At 71.6% G+C, this 19,249-nt stretch carries 19 protein-coding genes; 3 read left to right on the forward strand and 16 right to left on the reverse strand.

All coding sequences use genetic code 11. From position 1 onward, the window contains the following. Nucleotides 1–20 precede the first annotated feature (20 nt). From ACFUJY_RS08255 to ACFUJY_RS08310, 12 genes are all read right to left on the reverse strand, one after another. Nucleotides 21–647, reverse strand: coding sequence for an OmpA family protein (locus ACFUJY_RS08255; RefSeq protein ID WP_383296251.1), 627 nt, complete (start codon nucleotides 645–647; stop codon nucleotides 21–23). Continuing rightward, nucleotides 644–1,246 (reverse strand): hypothetical protein, encoded by a 603-nt coding sequence (locus ACFUJY_RS08260; protein WP_383296254.1) that lies wholly within the window; start codon nucleotides 1,244–1,246, stop codon nucleotides 644–646. Before ACFUJY_RS08260 ends, ACFUJY_RS08255 begins: the two co-directional genes overlap by 4 nt. A 33-nt stretch (nucleotides 1,247–1,279) precedes the next feature. Continuing rightward, a complete protein-coding gene (locus ACFUJY_RS08265; RefSeq protein WP_383296257.1) occupies nucleotides 1,280–1,930 on the reverse strand; it encodes a pilus assembly protein TadG-related protein in 651 nt (216 codons plus the stop codon). Beyond that, nucleotides 1,927–2,196, reverse strand: coding sequence for a hypothetical protein (locus ACFUJY_RS08270; RefSeq protein ID WP_383296260.1), 270 nt, complete (start codon nucleotides 2,194–2,196; stop codon nucleotides 1,927–1,929). Before ACFUJY_RS08270 ends, ACFUJY_RS08265 begins: the two co-directional genes overlap by 4 nt. Nucleotides 2,197–2,374: 178 nt before the next feature. Next, nucleotides 2,375–3,262, reverse strand: a complete 888-nt coding sequence (locus ACFUJY_RS08275; RefSeq protein ID WP_383296262.1) for a DUF5936 domain-containing protein — start codon at nucleotides 3,260–3,262, stop codon at nucleotides 2,375–2,377. Nucleotides 3,263–3,289: 27 nt separating this feature from the next. Then, nucleotides 3,290–4,228 (reverse strand): type II secretion system F family protein, encoded by a 939-nt coding sequence (locus ACFUJY_RS08280; RefSeq protein ID WP_383296265.1) that lies wholly within the window; start codon nucleotides 4,226–4,228, stop codon nucleotides 3,290–3,292. 34 nt (nucleotides 4,229–4,262) lie between these two features. Next, a complete protein-coding gene (locus ACFUJY_RS08285; protein WP_383296268.1) occupies nucleotides 4,263–5,603 on the reverse strand; it encodes a CpaF family protein in 1,341 nt (446 codons plus the stop codon). A gap of 44 nt (nucleotides 5,604–5,647) precedes the next feature. Further along, nucleotides 5,648–6,016, reverse strand: coding sequence for a TadE/TadG family type IV pilus assembly protein (locus ACFUJY_RS08290; RefSeq protein ID WP_383296270.1), 369 nt, complete (start codon nucleotides 6,014–6,016; stop codon nucleotides 5,648–5,650). After that, complete coding sequence (locus ACFUJY_RS08295; RefSeq protein WP_383296273.1) at nucleotides 6,010–6,429, reverse strand: TadE/TadG family type IV pilus assembly protein; 420 nt, start codon at nucleotides 6,427–6,429, stop codon at nucleotides 6,010–6,012. The genes ACFUJY_RS08290 and ACFUJY_RS08295 overlap by 7 nt, the downstream gene beginning before the upstream one ends. Before the next feature lie 23 nt (nucleotides 6,430–6,452). Beyond that, nucleotides 6,453–7,700 (reverse strand): CpaE family protein, encoded by a 1,248-nt coding sequence (locus tag ACFUJY_RS08300; protein WP_383296276.1) that lies wholly within the window; start codon nucleotides 7,698–7,700, stop codon nucleotides 6,453–6,455. Nucleotides 7,701–7,707: 7 nt separating this feature from the next. Then, entirely contained in the window at nucleotides 7,708–8,421 is a 714-nt protein-coding gene (gene cpaB / locus ACFUJY_RS08305; protein ID WP_383296278.1) for a Flp pilus assembly protein CpaB, read from the reverse strand. A gap of 66 nt (nucleotides 8,422–8,487) precedes the next feature. Next, nucleotides 8,488–9,324 (reverse strand): hypothetical protein, encoded by an 837-nt coding sequence (locus tag ACFUJY_RS08310; protein ID WP_383296503.1) that lies wholly within the window; start codon nucleotides 9,322–9,324, stop codon nucleotides 8,488–8,490. A 395-nt stretch (nucleotides 9,325–9,719) separates the two neighbouring features. On the opposite strand from ACFUJY_RS08310, the gene ACFUJY_RS08315 reads away from it, so the two are divergent. Together ACFUJY_RS08315 and ACFUJY_RS08320 are read left to right on the forward strand one after the other, a co-directional pair. After that, nucleotides 9,720–11,387: a chitinase gene (locus ACFUJY_RS08315; protein ID WP_383296506.1), complete on the forward strand. Its 1,668-nt coding sequence runs from the start codon at nucleotides 9,720–9,722 to the stop codon at nucleotides 11,385–11,387. Nucleotides 11,388–11,590: 203 nt separating this feature from the next. Next, entirely contained in the window at nucleotides 11,591–13,804 is a 2,214-nt protein-coding gene (locus ACFUJY_RS08320; protein WP_383296281.1) for a serine/threonine-protein kinase, read from the forward strand. Between the two features lie 33 nt (nucleotides 13,805–13,837). Here the strand turns inward: ACFUJY_RS08320 and ACFUJY_RS08325 are convergent, their stop codons facing one another. From ACFUJY_RS08325 to ACFUJY_RS08340, 4 genes are all read right to left on the reverse strand, one after another. After that, the gene (locus ACFUJY_RS08325) at nucleotides 13,838–15,352 is read right to left on the reverse strand and encodes a GntP family permease (RefSeq protein ID WP_383296284.1); all 1,515 of its coding nucleotides are present in this window, start codon (nucleotides 15,350–15,352) and stop codon (nucleotides 13,838–13,840) included. A gap of 106 nt (nucleotides 15,353–15,458) precedes the next feature. After that, nucleotides 15,459–15,869, reverse strand: a complete 411-nt coding sequence (locus ACFUJY_RS08330) for a RidA family protein (RefSeq protein WP_383296287.1) — start codon at nucleotides 15,867–15,869, stop codon at nucleotides 15,459–15,461. A 6-nt stretch (nucleotides 15,870–15,875) separates the two neighbouring features. Further along, the gene (locus ACFUJY_RS08335) at nucleotides 15,876–16,634 is read right to left on the reverse strand and encodes an IclR family transcriptional regulator (protein WP_383296290.1); all 759 of its coding nucleotides are present in this window, start codon (nucleotides 16,632–16,634) and stop codon (nucleotides 15,876–15,878) included. Continuing rightward, nucleotides 16,631–17,689: a sugar kinase gene (locus ACFUJY_RS08340; protein WP_383296293.1), complete on the reverse strand. Its 1,059-nt coding sequence runs from the start codon at nucleotides 17,687–17,689 to the stop codon at nucleotides 16,631–16,633. The genes ACFUJY_RS08335 and ACFUJY_RS08340 overlap by 4 nt, the downstream gene beginning before the upstream one ends. 144 nt (nucleotides 17,690–17,833) lie before the next feature. Between ACFUJY_RS08340 and ACFUJY_RS08345 the strand changes: the two genes are divergently transcribed. Further along, a complete protein-coding gene (locus tag ACFUJY_RS08345) occupies nucleotides 17,834–19,123 on the forward strand; it encodes an amino acid deaminase (protein ID WP_383296296.1) in 1,290 nt (429 codons plus the stop codon). Nucleotides 19,124–19,249 lie beyond the last annotated feature (126 nt).

Genomic DNA, 19,249 nt, shown 5'->3' on the forward strand with positions numbered 1-19,249 from the left:
CCGCCGCCGCACGGTGCGGGTCAGCTCTGCGAGCCGGACTCGCCGCGCTGGAAGGAGACCTCCACGCGGCGGTTCTTCCGGCGGCCCTCCTCGTCCTCGTTGCTGGCGATCGGGTAGTCCTCGCCGTAGCCCCGGATCTCGAACGTGATCCCGGAACCGCCGAGCGCCTCGTCCAGCACGTTGTGGACGGCCTCGGCGCGCTTCTTGGACAGCACGTCACCGTGCTCGGAGGAGCCGAGGTCGTCGGTGAACCCGAACACCCGGACCTTCTTGGCGTCCTGCCGCTCGATCTCCTCGGCGATGGCGTTGATCCGCCCCTTGGCCTCACCGCTGAGCTTGGCGCTGTCCTTGCCGAAGAGCACCTCCGCCTGGAGGGCGAACTTGATGTCGGCGTTGGTGTCCTCACGGCGCTCCTCGCCGCCGAGGTCCTCGATGACGGACTTGATGTCGAGGACTTTGGGCGGGGCGAGGGTGGCGCCTTCGGGGAGCTTCAGATCGGTGTCGTGGGGGTCGATCTCGACGGGGGGTTCGGCGGACGCGGAGGGGTAGGGACTGTCACCGGCAACCGCGTGGGGGGCCACGACCCCGACGACCCCCAGGGCGACCACCCCGGCGAGGAGGGTTGTTGTGACGCGGCGGGGGGTCATCCGGAGATCTCGATCGTGGCCGAACTGAAGCCCGGAAACTGAACGCTCACCTCGGAAGTCGTCGGAGCGGGTGCCGGGAACTGTGCGAAGAAGGGCAGGCTCGCGCCCGCGTCGATTCCGGAGTCATAGTTCGTCGTGGTCAGTGGACGGTCGTTGGTGTCCCGAAGCACGTAGTAGCGCTTCTTGGCCTGGGAATCGACCAGCGTCATCGCCGCCAGGGAGGGGCCCGTCGCGACAACCGCTTCTTCCTTGCCGCTCCACTCGACAGGCGTGACCACACGGCTGCCGGAGGTGTTCCTCAGCTCGCCCGTCAGCGTGAGGAAGCCGCCCTGGTCCCGCTCGGCGGTACGGATCACCATGTCGACGCCCATCCCGCCCTTGACGGTCGCCAGGACCTTACTGCTGTCCGGATCTGCTTCGCTCTCCCGGGAGGGTTTCTTGTCGCCGGCCTCGGACTCCGCGGACGAGCGCGAAGGTGCCTTGTTCCCTCCGTCGTCCTTGTCGCCACCGCCACAAGCGGCCGCGGAAAAGGTCAAGGCCCCGATCAGCAATGCTGCGGCACCGGTTCGGCGCATGCTTCTCACGTACCGAATACTCATTGCTCCAGTTCCTTTGCACTCACTCACGACCGGTCACTTTTCAGCCAGATGAACGGAGAAGAAATCGGCCATGTCAGGCATGGGTTCCGTTCCCTCGGGATCGATCCCCCATTCCAAGCCACCCTCACAGCGAACCTTGCCTATCGGCCCATCCGGTGTATCCGGTCCTTCCGGCGCGTCAGGGGCCGGCTCGGGATCTTCGGCCGGGTCCCTGTCCGGGACCGGGATGAACGTGCAGCGTGGTTCGACAACGGCCACGGCCACGGCCTCCGCCTTCTTTCCACCGATGCCCGGCACGACGTTCGCGCTCATGCCCTTGTCGGACCTCAGGCTGACCTCATAGCCCCACCTGCCGTCGGACAGTGGCCGGCACTGGACACCGCTTGCCTTGTTCAGGGCGGCGAACTCCGACGCCTTCCCGCATGCTTCGCCGGGCACTCCGGCGAAGGCGGCGTTGAACACGGAGTCGAAGTAATCGGGGTCCGTGAGGTGGGCCTCCAGATCCGGTGCGAGCAGGCTGCGCGATTCCTTGGCCGCTGCCAACGCGGCGGCATCGGCCGCACTCTGCGCACCATTGCGCTCGATATCGGCTTCACCGAACGCCAAGAAGATCAACGCGACGAAGAGCACGCCCGTCACCGCTGCGATGTACAGCGGTGTGGCCTGCCCCGATTCGCGCTTCACCCCTTCGATCCCCCGCCCGACCCCCCACCCGATCCCCCGTTGAGGACGGAATCGATCTTCGCCTTGAACTTCGTGGCGATCGTCGTACCGAGGTTCGTACTCATCAGAGCGATCACGATCGCGACCACGAGGATGGTGATGCCGACATACTCGATCGCACCCTGCCCCTTGTCGCTGCGGCGCTTTACCGCCTCCATGACGGTGTTCTTCCAGCCGTCGACGTACGTCCGCGTGACGACAACAGCTTGCAACATCATGTCCGTCATGGTGCCCCCTTCGATTTCGACCGACCGGGAATCGGTCGTTGGCCGATGTTGATGAAACAAACTGCGGTGATCCGCAAATGGGACGCGCCCGACGCGTTCACGTCCATCGCCTTCACCTCCCGCCCACTCAGCTCCGAATGTCCCACAAATGGCCCTCCCAGGAAGCCGCTTCGTGGTGTCAGCTGCCGAAGATCTCGTTGATGTTCACGTTCGCCGCGTAGTAGAACCCGACCGCGATCAGGATGATCGTGCCCGGGAGCATGAAGCTCGTGACGATCAGCGTGGCCTTGGGGACCGCCTTGGACGCCTTGCGGCGGGCGTTCTGGGCGTCGGTGCGGCGCATGTCGTTGGCGATCTGGATCAGGGTGTCGACGATGGGCGCGCCCAGCTCCTCGCCCTGCTGGAGGGCGGAGACGAACATGGAGACCTGTTCGGACTCGTTGCGCCGGCGGAGCTGGTCGAACGCTTCGCGTCTGCTGACGCCCATGTCCATCTGGCGCAGGGTGATGCGCAGTTCGTCGGACCACGGGCCCGTGTACTTCTCCGAGACCCGTTCCAGCGCCTGCCGGAAGCCGAGCCCGGCGGAGACGACCACCGCGAGGACGTCCAGGAAGTCGGGCAGGGTGCGCTCGATGTCGTCCTTGCGGCGGCTGATGGCGGCCCGGATGATCACGTCCGTCCAGAACAGGCCGTAGACGAGCAGGATGACCGCCAGCACCACCTGCCCGTTCATCAGCATGGCCAGGGCGGCCAGGACGCCGAGGCCGCCGAAGACGGCGCGCCGGGCGGCGTAGCGGTCGACGGTCAGGCCGCGCGGGTTGCCGGCCATGTCGAGCTTCCGGCGGATGCGGTCGACGCGACGGGGTCCCATCAGCGACAGGACCCGCGGTGCGTACCGCATGCCGATGCGGTCGACGGCCGAGCCGGCGGCGCTGGTGCGGCTGGCGCCGATCTCCAGGGCGACGGCCAGGTCGCCGGGGAGCTTGGCGTCCGCGCGGTACATGCGGATGCCTTGGAAGACGCCGAGGACGGCGAGTCCCATGACGACGGCGAGCAGGAGTTCCATCTGTGTCTCCTCGTCCCTTTCCGGCCGTCAGATGCGGACGCGGGTGAGGCGGTTGATCAGGAAGAAGCCGAGGCCGTAGAGGCCGACGGCGACGACGATCGCGATGCGGCCGGTCGTCGCGGCGGCCATGTCGTCCAGTGCGCCGCCCCTCATGGTGTTGATGAGGAGCAGGAAGAGCAGCCCGAGGACGGGAACGGCGACGGCGGTGACCTTCACCTGCGAGAGGAGGGTGGTCACCTCGCGCCGGGTCTCCTTGCGTTCCTCCAGCGTGTTGGTGAGGTTGCGCAGCGAGGAGACGATGGTGCCGCCCGCCCGGTTGGACAGGATGAGCGTGGAGACGAGGACGGTCAGCTCACGGGAAGGCAGCCGTTCCACGAGTTCGTTCAGGGCGTCGTCCAGGGAGTGCCCGATCGCCAGGCGGTCGGCGACGCGGCGCAGTTCCTCGTGGGCGGGGTCGTCCAGCTCCTCGACGGCCATGGAGATCGCGGTGCGCAGGGCGAGTCCGGCCTGGGTGGCGTTGGCGAGGACCCGGGTGAGTTCGGGGAGCTGGCCGATGAACGCCTCGGTGCGTCTGGCGCGCTGCCAGTTGAGGAAGGCGTTGCCGCCCCAGGCGCCGATGAGGACGGCGAGGAGCCCGAAGAACGGCGCGAAGACGGCCGCGGTGACGAGGTAGAGCCCGAGCAGGGCGCCCACGACGTACACGGCGTACTCGCCGGGCGTGAGGTCGAGGCCGGTGACCGCGAGCTTCCGTTCGATGCGCTTGCCGAGCCGGGTCCGGCGCAGCCTGCGGTCGACGGACCGGAAGCGCCGGGCGCGCCCCGCGATCGCCGGGGGGCCGGTCCGGGAGAGGCGGTCGATGAGGGCCCGCTGCTGTTCCCTGCCGGCGGCGAAGACGTGCAGGCCGACGACGGCGAGCACACCGGCGAGCAGGGTCACGCCGACCGTCAGGAGCGGGAGGTTGTCCATGTCGGGAAGCGCCTTCCGAGCGGGGGTGGAGGGGTCAGGCCGTGGGCGTACGGGTCAGCAGCTGCTCGTCCGTGTGGGCGATGCCGAACGCCGCCGGCACGGTCTCGTTCGCCATGTAGAAGCGGTCCGCGACGCGGCGGGGCACGGGGAAGTACGCGAACTGCCCGTACACGCGCCCGTCGGCCGCCATCGGGAGGGCGTCGAAGCGGCAGACGGAGACGATGCGGTAGTCCTCGCGGCCGTACGAGTCCACGACGGCGATCTCCGTGACGCGGCGGGAGCCGTCGCCGTGCCGGGTGAGCTGGATGATCACGTCGACGGCGCTGTTGATCTGGTCGTGGATCGCGGCGAACGGGATCTCGACCTCGGACATGGAGCTGAGGGTCTGGAGCCGCATCAGCGCGTCCTCCGCGCTGTTGGCGTGCACGGTGGCGAGGGAGCCGTCGTGGCCGGTGGACATGGCCTGGAGCATGTCGAGGGTCTCGCCGCCCCGGACCTCGCCGACGATGATGCGGTCGGGCCGCATGCGCAGGGAGTTGCGGACGAGGTCGCGGATGGTGACCCGGCCCTTGCCCTCGACGTTGGGCGGCCGGCTCTCCAGCGTGATGACGTGGGACTGCTGGAGCCGGAGCTCGGCGGAGTCCTCGATGGTGACGATGCGCTCGCCGTCGGGGATCAGCCCGGAGAGCGCGTTCAGGAGGGTGGTCTTGCCGGTGCCGGTGGCGCCGGAGACGATCACGTTGAACTTGGCGCGGACGAAGCCGGCGAGCAGCAGCAGCATGTGCTCGTCCAGCGAGCCGAGCGCGATCATCTCCTGGAGCGTGAAGGCCCGGGGGAAGCGCCGGATGGTGAGGATCGGGCCGGACAGGGAGAGCGGTGGGATGACCACGTTGACGCGCTCGCCGGAGGGGAGGCGGGCGTCGACCATGGGGTTCGACTCGTCCACCCGGCGGTTGACCGTGGAGACGATGCGTTCGATGGTCTGCATCAGCTGCTCGTGGGACGAGAAGCGCATCGGGAGGAGTTCGAGGCGGCCGCCGCGCTCCACGTAGACCTGCTCGGGGCCGTTGACCATGATCTCGCTGATGGAGGCGTCCTCCAGGAGCGGTTCGAGGATGCCGAGGCCGAGCGCCTCGTCCACGACCCGGCGGATGAGCTGTGAGCGCTCCACGGAGGACAGGACGGGGCCCTCGCGGCTGATGATGTGGCCGAGGACGCGTTCGAGCCGGGCCCTGCGGTCGGCCGCCGCGAGGGCGGACATCTCGGCGAGGTCGATCTCCTCCAGCAGTTTGGCGCGGTAGGCGCCGACGAGCCGGCTCTCCTCGCTCATCCCGTTCACGGGTTCGGGGCTGGTGATGCGTGCCCGCAGGCTCATGTGCTCAACTCCTTCGGTTCCGGTCGGCGCCGCTTCGGTCGGGGTCAGTCGCGGGGCATGGTGGCGCTCTTCTCGACGGAGCCGAAGGAGAGCATCGGCAGCAGGCCGGGGATGGAAACCCGCACCCGCACGGTCACGGCGTCACCGCCGGTCTCCTCGGTGACCGAGGCCCCGTCGGCCAGCCAGCCGCTCATGGACTGCTTCGCGACGGCGGCGGCCCGGCCCTCTTGGTCCTCGGTCGACGCCACCCGGGCCGCGGTCCGCGCGGCCGTACCCGCCTGCTGGGCGGCGTAGACGGCGATGCCGAGCTGCGCCACGGCGAGCGCGACGAGGAGGAGCAGGGTGAGCACGCCCACGTACTCGACGGCGGCCTGCCCGCGCTGCCGGGGGCCGGAGCGGCGCCGGGTCACCATGCGTCCCGCCTCTCGTTCCTGGCCTTGGCCTCGCCCGTGGCGTGCATGGGCACGCTGAACGCCCCGGGGAACAGCAGCGGTACGTCGACGCGCACCTGCACGGTGACCAGCTCGCCGGTGCCGCCGCAGGCCTCCACGACCGCGGACCAGCCGCCGGGGACGTCCTCGTGGACCGCTCGCTCGCAGGCCGCCCCGGGGTCGCCCGCCGCGACGGCGGCGGCCCGGACGGCCTTGTCGGCGGCGTTCCCGGCGAGGATGTACGCGTAGCAGACGAGCCCCGCCTGCCAGAGCAGGGCGAGGGTGAGGAGGATCAGGGGCAGGGTGCCGACGAACTCGATGGCGGTCTGGCCCCGGTCGGAGCGGACGTCGCGGCCCGCCGCCGCCCGGCGCCGGTGCGCGGGTAAGAGGTTCATGGCGCTCCACTCCCCCTCGGTGTTCATTTCGCCCGCGCCCGCCGGCCGCCCGGCCCGCCGCGCTCACCCTTCGGCCTGCCCGCCCGGGCGGCCGCCTCCGCGTTCTTGACCAGACCGAGGTCGCCGGCCAGCCCCCACAGGGCCTGCTTCACGGTGGACTTGGCGTCCAGGTCCTGGAGGCGCCCGGCGTCCACGACCGCCTGGAGCTCCTTGAAGTTGGCCGGCACGGCGATCCGGGCGACCTTGGTCGCGGTGATCTTCTCGATCAGCGCGGGCTGGATCTCCGTGTGGCGGGTATGGCGGTTGACGAGGGTGATGGTCTCCTCGGCCTTGCGGATCTGGAGCCGGTCCCAGAGGCGGACCATGCGCTTGGCGGCCCGGACGGCGACCACGTCCGGGGTGGTGACGAGCACGGTGCGGTCGGCCATCTCGACCGCCGCGGCATTGGCCGAGTTCAGGTACGTACCGCAGTCGAGGACGACGACCTCGTAGCGGTGGCGCAGGGCGCTGACGGTCTGGCGTACGACGCGGTCGGTGACGTCCTCGCCGCGCTCGCCGTCGGCCGGGGCGAGGAGCAGGGCGACGCCGGTGTCGTGGTTGTACAGGGCGTCCTGGAGGACTCGGGGCGAGATGTCCTGGATGGTGGCGAGGTCGACCACGGACCGGCGGAACTGCACGTCGAGGTAGGAGGCGACGTCACCCGACTGGAGGTCCAGGTCGGCCAGCGCGACAGTGTGCCCGGAGGCGGCGGCGGCCAGGGCCAGCTGGACGGCGGTGACCGTGGTGCCGACGCCGCCCTTGGCGCCGCTGACGGTGACGACGGTGCCTCCGGGTCCGGTGTGCAGCTCGGCGCCGGCCCCGAGGTGGCGGCGGACCCCGACGGACCAGCCGGACGCGGCCTGGACGCGCTGCGCCAGCTCCTCGTACGACAGGGGCAGGCCGACCAGGCCGCGGGCGCCGGAGTCCATGGCGGCCGAGTAGAGCCCGGGGCTGGTGTCGGCGGTGAGGAGGACGACGCCGACGGCGGGGAAGCGCAGGGCCACCTCCCGGATCAGCTCCAGGGCCGGGACCGGGCCGATCCGTTCGTGCACGAGGACGACCTCGGGCAGCTCGTCCAGGGATTCGGCGGCGAGCCGGGCGAGGGTGTCGAGCAGGGAGGTCGAGTCGCCGAGCGGGGCGGCCGGCTCCGCGTCGGGGAGCTGGCCGAGGAGCCCGGAGACGGCGCGGGCGGCGTCGGCGTCACCGACGGCCGGGAGGATGCGTGTGCTCATCCGGTGCTCACCTGTTCTTGTCTTCGTCGAGGTTGTAGCTGCCCTCGCCCGGGCTCAGGGTGGTGGGGCTGTCGGCGGGGAGCAGGGCGAGGCGTACGTGTTCGGCGAAGGACTCCGCGTAGGCGACGCGCTGGGCGTCGTCGGTGTCCAGGGCGAAGGTGATCGGCACGGCCTCGGTGGGGCCGTCGCCCCGGTCCTCCGGCTTGGGTTCGAGGGAGGTGAGCCGGCCGACGTCGATGACCCGGGCGTTGGCCACGATGACGCGCGAGGTGGGCTTCTCCTTGTCGGTGCGGCCGGCGAAGGTGGCGTAGATGTTGACGAGGTTGCCCGGCCGGATCTTGCCGGCGACGCCGGTCGCGGCGTCGATCATGATGGCGATCTCCTGCTGCCCGCTCTTCAGCTTCGGGCGGTCGACCAGCATGTCCTCCTGGAGCAGCGAGCCCGGGTGCAGCTCGGTGACGGCGATCTTGCCGCGGAGGGCCGAGAGGTCGGTGACGGCGCTCTTGGAGAGCCAGCGCTCGGGCATCGAGATCTTCTGGAACTGGTCCGCCTCCAGGGGTTTGTAGGGCGCGATGGTGGTCCTGACCCGGTACGCGGTCACCTCGGGGCCCACCTTCGAGTTCACGTCACCGATCACCCAGATCACCCCGGCGAAGGCGGCGAGGGCGCACAGGACCGACAGGAGGAGCAGGATGACGCCGCGGCGTTGCCGTGAATTCATGGGCTGAGCAACCTCGTTGGGGTGTGTGGGCCGACGGGCGGTACGGGGCGGGGCTCGCGGGGGGCCTCAGGGGTTCAGGGCGGCGGGGCCGCGGGTGCGGTCCTCGGGTGGGCTCAGGGGGGCGTTGCAGAGGCCGCAGCGGTCGCCGATGAGTTCGTTGCCGCACCAGGTGCAGACCTCCCTGCGCACCGAGGAGACCAGTTGGTGGATCAGCGAGATGTCGGGCAGGTAGGCCGCGAACTCGATCATCTTCGGGGTGCCCCACCAGGCGGCGGACTCGTCGGGCAGCACGGCCTCGTGGACCGCCTGCACCTGCCACGCCCGGGCCAGTGTGCCGGTCACCCACTCCGACGGGGACTGCCCCCGGGCGACGAGGAGGTGCGTGGCGAAGCGGGGGCCGTTCAGCTCCCCCGTACCGACCCTGACGAGCTGGGGTTCCGGGTTGGCGAGCACGCCGAACTGGGAGCCGGGGACCCAGGACTTGGCGTGCGACTTGAGGCTGACGGGCACCCGGTCGAGCCGGGTCACGGAGTGGAGCAGCGCGCCGGCGTGCACGTAGTGGGACAGCAGCCTCGCGGCGGAGGCGATGACCCCGGCGCTGAAGTCGCAGACGGACAATTGCCGTAACTGGCGCACCAGGACGGCGACGCCGAGCGGCGGCAGGTCCGACTTGAGCAGGGCGATCCGGTCGCTCTCCAGGACCGAGCGGACGGTGTGCAGCCGGCGCTCGTGCGCGGCGGGGAGGCCGGCCGGGTAGACGGCGATGACGTGTCCGTGCTGCTCCAGGAGGAGCCGCATGTCGTCCACCGCATGGTCCAGGGACTGCTCGCCGGGGGCGCGCAGGACGACCGCCGGGGGCGTCTGGCGGTCCTGCGGAGGCAGCGCGAGACCGGGACCGGTCACTGCTATGGCTGTCGGCACGCCGCTCCCCGTTCCTCGGGCCGCCGCGTACCGCCGGCCGCACTCGCTCCCGCCGGGTGCTTCCGCTCGGATGCTCCCGCCTGAGCACTTTATCCACGTACGGCAGGACAGAGAACACTTTCAAGAAGCCCGTGGAGCACGGGTGATGGGGCATCGGGCGGCTCCGGGGGGACCGGAGACCGCCAGAGGTCTTGACAACTTGATTGGTCTGGACCAGTTTATCGGCCAGCGGTGGCCACCGTTCCTCGATTCCACACCCCCCGGCACCCCCCGTGTCGCCCCCCGCCATCCCCGACTCCTCCCGGAGGCAGCAAGTGGATCGTTCCCCCGCCCCGAGCCGCAGACGACGCCGCACCCGTCCGGTGCTCGGCTCCGCCATGGCCGTCGTCGCGGCCGGCGCCCTGACCCTCACCGGGCTCGTGACCAGCGCCGAGGCCGCCGACGTCAACGTCGCCAAGAACGCCGGCTTCGAATCGGGCCTCGCCGGCTGGACGTGTACCGGAAACTCCGGCACCGCCGTCTCCTCCCCCGTGCACGGCGGCACCTCCGCCCTCCAGGCCGCCCCGGCCGGCCTGGACAACGCCAAGTGCTCGCAGACCGTGGCCGTCAAGCCCAACTCGACGTACCAGCTCAGCTCCTGGGTCCAGGGCAGCTACGTCTACCTGGGCGCCAGCGGCACCGGAACCACCGACGTCTCGACGTGGACGCCCGGCTCCACCGGCTGGACGCAGCTGAAGACCAGCTTCACGACCGGTGCGAACACCACGTCCGTCACCGTGTACACGCACGGCTGGTACGGCCAGGCCGCCTACTTCGTGGACGACTTCTCGGTGACCGGCCCCGACGGCGGCGGCGGCACCGACCCCGGCCCGTCGATCCCCGGCGCCCCGGCCGGGCTCGCGGTCGGCTCGACCACCACGTCCTCCATCGCCCTCTCCTGGAACGCGGTGTCCGGCGCGACCGGCTACACCGTCTACAAGGACGGCGTGAAGGCGACCACCTCCACCGGGACCTCGGCCACCGTCACCGGTCTCGCGGCCGACACGGCGTACCAGTTCGCGGTGACCGCCACCAACGCGGCCGGTGAGTCCGTGAAGTCGGCGACCGTCAGCGGCCGGACCGCCAAGTCCGGTGGCACCGAGCCGAATCCGGGCACCTCCGTGCCGAAGCACGCGGTCACCGGCTACTGGCAGAACTTCAACAACGGCGCGACCGTCCAGAAGCTCAGCGACGTGCCCGCGAACTACGACATCATCGCGGTCTCCTTCGCCGACGCGACGACCACGCCCGGCGCCGTCACCTTCAACCTGGACACGGCGGGCCTGAACGGCTACACCGTCGACCAGTTCAAGGCCGACATCAAGGCGAAGCAGGCGGCCGGCAAGAACGTCATCATCTCGGTCGGCGGCGAGAAGGGCTCGGTCTCGGTCAACAGCGACGCGTCCGCGACCAACTTCGCCAACTCCGTCTACGCGCTCATCCAGGAGTACGGCTTCAACGGCGTCGACATCGACCTGGAGAACGGCCTCAACTCCACCTACATGACGAAGGCGCTGCGCTCGCTGTCGCAGAAGGCGGGCTCCGGCCTCGTCATCACGATGGCCCCGCAGACCATCGACATGCAGTCCACCGCGGGCGAGTACTTCAAGACGGCGCTCAACATCAAGGACATCCTGACCGTCGTCAACATGCAGTACTACAACAGCGGTTCGATGCTCGGCTGCGACGGCAAGGTCTACTCGCAGGGTTCGGTGGACTTCCTCACCGCGCTCGCCTGCATCCAGCTGGAGGGCGGCCTCGACCCGTCGCAGGTCGGCCTCGGCGTCCCCGCCTCCACCCGCGGCGCGGGCAGCGGCTACGTCGCCCCGTCGGTCGTGAACGCGGCGCTGGACTGCCTGACCAAGGGCACCGGCTGCGGCAGCTTCAAGCCGTCGAAGACGTACCCCGGGCTGCGCGGCGCGATGACCTGGTCGACCAACTGGGACGCCACGGCCGGCAACGCCTGGTCGAACGCGGTCGGCCCGCACGTCCACGGCCTCCCGTAGACCACATCCCCATGACCAGCAGCGCCGCCGCTCCCCCGGCGGCGCTGCTGCGTGCAAGGGGCACCTGCCGGCACCGCTTGCGGGCGCGGCTTCGATACCGGTAACGCAACAGTCCTGTACGGGAGTTGCCTCGCCGCATGGCTGTCCGCGCGCGGACGTGGCACCGTTGTGGGGCGCGGTGCTGGGGCGACGGGGGGAGTGACATGGCCGGGGCGCGGATCGAAGCGCTGGGCGGGGACGATCCGGTGACGCTCGGGCCGTACCGGCTGCTCGGGCGGCTGGCGTCCGGCGGCATGGGCCGGATCTACCTGGCCAGGGCCGGCGGCCGGGACCTCGTCGCCGTGAAGACGCTCCTCACGGAGGGCCGGGTCGGCGACACCGACCGGCGGCGCTTCGCCCGTGAGGTGGCGGTCGCGCAGCGGGTGGACAGCGCCTTCACCGCGCGGGTGCGGGACGCCGATCCGGACGCCGCGCGGCCCTGGATGGCCATCGACTACATCGCCGCGCCCCCGCTCTCCGAACTGGTCCGCTCCTGCGGGGTGCTGCCCGCCTCGGCCGTCCGGTGGATCGCGGCCGGCACCGCCCAGGCCCTGGTCACGCTGCACGGGGTGGGGATCGTCCACCGCGACGTGAAGCCGCAGAACGTGCTGCTGCCGCTGGACGGGCCCCGGGTCATCGACTTCGGCATCTCGCACGCCAGCGACCTCACCCTGACGGGCCTCACGCTGGGCACGATCGCCTTCACCTCGCCGGAGCAGGCGCGCGGCGAGGAGTCCACGGCCGCCTCCGACGTGTACTCGCTGGGCGCCACGCTCTTCCTGCTGGCCACCGGCCGGGCGCCCTACCGCGCGGACGGCGACACGCTGCGGCTGCTGGCCCGGGTGCAGCGCGGCGAGCTCGACCTGTCCGGGCTGCCCAAGGAGCTGGTGGCGACGATCCGGCCGTGCCTGGCCGTCCAGCCCCGGCACCGCCCGACCCCCGCCGAGCTGCTGGCCCGGTTCCGGGAGCAGCAGGCCGGGCTGCCGATGGCGACGAGCGGCACACGCTGGCTGCCGCCGCGGTGGACGGCGCTGATCGACGCGTACGCGGACCAGGGCCGGGAATGGGCGGGCGGCCGACCCCCGGGCGGCCCGTCGCGCACCCCGACCGGGACGCAGCGGACGCGCGCCGTGCCGAAGCCGCCTCCGACGCTGGTGTACTCGCCGGAGCGGCAGGCCCGGGCCGACCGCGACCGCACCCGCCGCGAGATGGCGGCCCTCGCCCGGCTGGCCGAGCGGCAGCGCGCGGAGCGCGAGCAGTCGGAGCGCGAGGAGGCGGAGCGGGCGGCCCGCCGGCAGGCGGAGGCGGCCAGGCAGGCGGAGCGGGAGCGCGCGGAGGCCGCCCGCCGCGAATCCGCCCGCCTGGAGGCCGAGCGCGCGGCGCGGGTGCGGGCGGCCCAGGAGCGGGCCGACCGCGAACGCGCCGAGCAGGAACGGGCGGCCAGGCAGCGGGCGGAGCGGGAGCGGGCCGCCCGGCAGCGCGCCGAGCGGGACCGGGCCGAGCGGGAGGCGCGGGCCCGGGCCGCCTCGCCCGCACCGGCCCCCGTCCCGGCGGGGCCGCGCACCGGCTCGTCGTCCTCCGGCGGCGCCGCCCTGGGGTGGCTGCTCGCGCTGGTCGCCGTGGCGGGGCTGCTGACGTGGCAGCCGTGGGAGAAGCCGGACGGCGGTTCGGCGTCGGGCAGCAGCGCGTCCGGCTCCGTCACCTCGGGCAGCGACCTCGGCACGCACACGGACGACAGCGCGAGCGCCGACACGGACACCGACACGTCGAGCAGCGGCGGCGGCTCGACGGACAGCGACTCCGGCACCGACACCGACACCGACACGGACACCGTGACGGAAGACCCGACCCCCACCCCCAAGCCGACCCCCAGGCCCACCATGGACTCCACCGACCGGGCGTTCGCCGCCGTGCACGCGGGTGACTGCCTCAACGTGTACAACGACGGCTACGACAACATGAGCGCGAGCCGCCCGATCCGGGTGAAGTGCACCGCCTCGAACGCGTACATGCACGTCAACCGGGTCAGCACCCGCGCCGGCGCGTCCGGTTCCTGCGACACGGGGGCGGGTTTCACCTGGTGGAGCCGGTCGGGCGACGACGGGGTCACCCGGACCCTGTGCCTGGACCGGGTCTACCGGGCGGGCCAGTGCTTCCCGGCGAAGGTCAACGGGGAGACCAACGCGGACCTCACGGTGGTGTGGCGCTGCAACGCGTCCAAGGTGCCCGAGGCGGGTCAGTCGATCCTGCGGATCACCGGCTTCTACCGGGCCCCGAAGAAGGGCCAGAACTGGACCTGTCCGGCGGGGCCCGGCGAGCGGTTCTGGTACTGGCAGGTCAACCAGGGGCGCAGCATCATCTGCGCCTCGGCCGCCTGACCCGTACGCGTACCGGCGCGCGGAGACGTACGGCTAGATCACCAGGCTGAGCAGCGCCGCGACGGCGAACCCGGCGACCGACAGGACGGTTTCGAGCACCGTCCAGGACTTCAGGGTGTCGCGTTCGGAGATGCCGAAGTACTTCGACACCATCCAGAAGCCGCCGTCGTTGACGTGCGAGGCGATGATCGAGCCGGCCGAGATCGCCATGATGATCAGCGCGAGGTGCGCCTGCGAGAAGCCCTGGTTCTCCACCAGCGGGACCACGATGCCGGCGGTGGTGACGATGGCGACGGTCGCCGAGCCCTGGGCGACGCGCAGCACGGCCGAGATCAGCCAGGCCAGCAGGATGACGGGCAGGCCGACGTCGTTGAAGGTGTCGGCGAGCGCGTCCGCGATGCCGCTGCCCTTGAGGACGGCGCCGAAGATGCCGCCCGCGCCGACGACGAGCAGGATGTTCCCGACCGGCTTCAGCGAGGAGGTGGACACCGATTCCAGGGACTTGCGGGACCAGCCGCGCCGGATGCCGAGCAGGTAGTACGCGAGGAGCAGCGCGATCGTCAGGGCGACGAAGGGGTTCCCGAAGAACTCGATGACCGAGCGGGCCGTCGAGGGGTCCATGGCGATCGAGGAGAACGTGGCGGCGAGGATCAGGATCAGCGGGGTGCCGATGATGGCGAGCACGGTGGAGAGCGCGACCGGCTCCTCGCGCGGGGTGACCCCGGCGGCCCGCTGCTCGGCGACGACGGCGTCCTTCGCCTCCTGGGCGGCCTCCACCATGTCCTGCGGGACGTCCACGAAGATCCGCTTGCCGATCCAGGCGGCGTAACCCCAGGCGGCGAGCACGGACGGGATGCCGACGAGGGCGCCCATCAGGATGACCCAGCCGAGCGAGACGTGGAAGAGACCGGCGGCGGCGACCGGGCCGGGGTGGGGCGGCAGGAACGCGTGGGTCATGGACAGGCCCGCGAGCAGCGGCATGGAGTACAGCAGGATCGATTTTCCGTGGGGGGTCCCCCCTGTTCGAGCGGAGTCGAGAACTTGGGGGCGCTTGGCAGCGGCGTAGACGATCGGCGCGAGGACGAAGATGCCGACGTCGAAGAAGACCGGGATGCCGAAGATCAGACCGGTCAGGCCCATCGCGAGCGGGGCGCGCTTCTCGCCGAAGAGCCGCAGCAGCCGGGCGCTGAGCACCTCGGCGCCGCCGGAGACCTCCAGGATCGCGCCGAGCATCGTGCCGAGGCCGATGATGATCGCCACATGGCCGAGGATGCCGCCCATGCCGGATTCGATGACGGAGACGGCGGCGGACTTCTGCACGGTGCCGAAGAGTTCGGTCACGGAGAGACCCGCGCCCAGGCCGACGGCTATGGAGACCGCGAGCAGCGCGACGAACGGCTGGAGCCTGATCTTGATGATCAGGAAGAGGAGGAGCGCGATGCCGAGGGCGGCGACGGTCAGCAGACCGGGCGTGCCGTCGATGAGGAGGAGGAGTCCACCGGTGTGGGGTGGCGTCTCGGGCGGGGTGGGGCCTGCGGCGAGCTGCATGGGTAACTCCGTTGTTGGTCCATGTTCTTGGGCAGGGGGGACCGCGGCACGGCGCCGTGGGGGTGTGCGGCGCCGTGCCGGGCGGGGTGCGGGTGACGCGAATGGCTCAGCCCAGGACGGCGAGGGCGTCGATCTCGATGAGGAGGCCCTTCGGCAGGCCGACGTAGACCGTGGTGCGCGCGGCCGGGGCCTCCTTGAGGTTCTGCTCGGCGAAGTACGTGTTGTAGATCTCGTTCATCTCGGCGAAGTGGTCCACGTCCGTGAGGTAGACGCGCATCATCATCACGTCGTCCCAGCTCGCGCCGCCCTCCTCCAGGATCGCCTTGACGTTGGCGAAGGTCTGGAGGGTCTGCTCGCGCAGGGTGGGGCCGGCCGGGGTGGGCGCCTGGCCCTCGACGGCGGGCAGGAAGCCGACCTGGCCGGCGACCTGGAGGATGTTGCCCTTGCGCACGCCGTGCGAGAACTTCGCGGGCGGGGTGGTGTGGGTGCTGGGGGTGAGCGCGGTCTTCTCGGTCATGGCGGATCAGGCTTTCTTGGGTCGGTTGCTGCCGGAGTACTCCCGGCTGATGGTGTCGGCGGTCCGACGGATCAGGGGGAGCAGGGTGAGGAGTTCCTCGGCCGTGACGACCACGTTCGGCGCGGAGACCGACATCGCGGCGACGACGCGCCCGTCGGCGCCGCGAATGGGGGCGCCGACGCAGTTGATGGACTCCTCGTGGCCGCCGAGGTCGGTGGCCCAGCCCTGTTCGCGTACGGCGGCGAGCTCCTTGAGGAACGCGGCGGCGCCGGGCGTCGAACGGGGCGTGTACATGGGGTAGTCGAGCTTGTCGGCGACGGCCCGCCGCTCGGCCTCGCTCAGGTCGGCGAGGAGCAGCTTGGCCACGGCGGCGACGGTGATCGCGACGGGCTTGCCGATCCGCGAGTACATCCGGACCGGGTAGCGGCTCTCGACCTTGTCGATGTAGAGGACCTCGTTCTCCTCGTACACGGCGAGGTGGACGGTGTGCCCGCAGAGCTCGTTCAGCTCGGCGAGGTGCGGGTGGGCGATCTCGCGTACGTCGAGGTTCTCCACGGCCTCCTGCGCGAGCGCGAACAGCCGGGCGCCGAGGCGGTAGCGCTGGTCCTGCTGCCGGTAGACGAGCCCGTGCTCGTGGAGCGTGCGGAGCAGGCGCAGCGCGGTGGACTTGTGGACGCCGAGGCGGTCGGCGACCTGCCCGAGGTCGGCGGGCCCCTGGGCGAGGAGCGGCAGGATGCTCAGCGCGCGGTCGACGGTCTGGCTCATGGCGTACGTACCTCCGTGTCGTCCCCCGTCCACCCGGGGCCGAGACGCAGTCTCCCCCACGCGTCGTCGTCCAGTGCGGCGAGCCGGTCGGCGTGCTCGCGGGCGGGGGGCGCGGTGAGGTCGCCGGGGACGGTGAGGACGGCGGCGGCCATGAGGTGGCCGTGGCGGGCGCGGTCCCGGACCGGGAGCCCGCGAAGGGTGGCGGACAGGAACCCGGCGGCGAAGGCGTCGCCGGCGCCGACGGGGGCGACGACGTCCACGCGGAGCGCGGGGACGTGGGTGACCTCATCAGCCCCGCCGGCGTTTGAGGCGCGGGGTCCGGGGCGGAGCCCCGGGTCGTGAGAGAACACCGTCACCCCGTCGGCGCCTCGCTTCACCACGACGACCCCCGGCTCCGGCAGCGCCTCCCGGATCGCCGCGGCGCCCACCACCCCCCACGCCGCCTCCGCCTCGTCCTCCCCCACGAACACCACATCCGCCCGCCGCGCCAGAGCGAGCAGCACCGCGGGGGACTCCCCCCGCCACAGCCCCGGCCGGAAGTTCACGTCGAACGAGATCAGCGGCCGCCCCTCCCGGGAAGCGGTCAGCTCGTGGAGCAGGGCCAGGCAGTCCGCCGACAGCGCGGCGGTGATCCCGGAGAGGTGCAGGACCCGCCCGGCGGGCAGGCCGTCGTACGGCACGGTGGACGGCGACATCGCGGAGGCTGCGGACCCCGCCCGGTAGTACGCCACCTCGTGGACATCCGTGGCCCGGTCCGTGGCCGTACGGAAGTAGATCCCGGTCGGCCGCAAAGGATCGCGCCGCACGAAGGACGTGTCCACGCCGTACGCGGCGACCGCCTCGACCAGGTGGTCGCCGAAGCCGTCCGCGCCGACCCGGCTCACCCAGGCCGCCCGGTGCCCGGCCGCGGCCAGCGCGCAGGCGACGTTGGACTCGGCGCCGCCGATGCCCCGGTCGAAGGACGGCACATCGGCGAGGCGCCCGGGCCGCGAGGGCAGGAACGTCACCATGGACTCACCGAGGCACACGACGTCGGCGGGCGTGGTTCCGGACACGCGGGGCTCCTCAGCAGTCGGGCGGCGGCACCGGCACTCACCATTGACCGGGCGTCGGCTCGGATGTTAGACAGCCCTGAGCGATATACGCAATGGGTGTTGCATATGTTGCAATCACCATGCTGACCGGACCGAGGAGACTCCATGGCCGCCGCGCACCACGTGACCGCTCTCGCCGACGAACCGGTCGACCACCGGTTCAAGGGCCTCCCGCCCGACGCCGAGGGCCTGACCGTCGGCGCCCTGGCCGCCGAACGCCGCAACCTCTTCGACGGCGGCTTCACGACCCCCGTGCTCGCGCTGTCCGCCGAGTCGGTCGAGCACAACCTCGCGCTCCTGGAGACGTACGCGGCACGCCACGGCCTCGCGTTCGCCCCGCACGGCAAGACCTCGATGTCCCCCCAGCTCTTCGCCCGCCAGCTGGAGCACGGCGCGTGGGGCATCACGGCCGCCGTTCCCCACCAGGCGCGGGTCTGCCGCGCGTTCGGGGTCGGCCGGATCTTCCTCGCCAACGAGCTGGTCGACGCCGCCGCGCTGCGCTGGCTCGCTGGCGAACTGGACGCCGACCCGGACTTCGCCTTCATCTGTTACGTGGACTCCGTGCGCGGCGTCGAGCTGATGGACGAGGCCCTGCGCGCCGCGGGCGCCTCCCGTCCGGTCGACGTCGTCGTGGAGCTGGGCGCGGGCGAGGGCGCGCGCACCGGTGCCCGGACCGAGGCGGACTGCGCCGCCGTGGCCGACGCGGTGGCCGGGGCGCCGACGCTGCGCCTGGTCGGCGTGGCCGGATACGAGGGCGAGGTGCCGGACGCGGACGGCGACCGGGTCCGGGCCTGGCTGCGCAGGCTCGTCGCGCTGGCCGCCGACTTCGACGCGGCGGGCCGCTTCGGCGCCCTGGGGGCCGGTGAGCGCATCGTGATCAGCGCGGGCGGCAGCGCGTGGTTCGACGCGGTGGCGGACGTGTTCGCCGGCGTCCCGGAGCTCTCCGCCCCCGTGCTCAAGCTGCTGCGCTCGGGGGCGTACGTCTCGCACGACGACGGGCACTACCGCCACATCACGCCGTTCAACCGGGTCCCGGAAGAGGGCGCGCTGCGGCCCGCGTTCCGGCTGTGGGCGCAGGTGGTGTCGCGCCCGTCCGCCGGGCAGGCGTTCCTCAACGCGGGCAAGCGCGACGCGGCGTACGACCTGGACCTGCCCGAGGCGCAGGTGGTGCGCTCGGGCCGGGACGGCTCGGAGCGGCCGGCCGAGGGGATCACCGTGACCGGCCTGTCCGACCAGCACACCTGGGTCCGCACGGACGAGGGCGCCCGCCTCGAGGTCGGGGACTGGGTGGGGATGGGCCTGTCCCACCCCTGCACGAGCTTCGACAAGTGGCAGCTGATTCCGCTCGTGGCGGCGGACGGCACGGTCACGGACTTCATCCGCACGTTCTTCTGAGCGGCATCCAAGCGGCATCTCAAGCCCCTCCGGCGATTGAGGAGCGGGGGTCCGGGGGGGGGGGCCCCCCCCCCCCCCCCCCCACCCCCCCCCCGGCCGCGGTAAACCCGCGGGCACACAGAGCGC

Source organism: Streptomyces sp. NPDC057249, from assembly GCF_042669245.1.
Classification (GTDB): domain Bacteria; phylum Actinomycetota; class Actinomycetes; order Streptomycetales; family Streptomycetaceae; genus Streptomyces.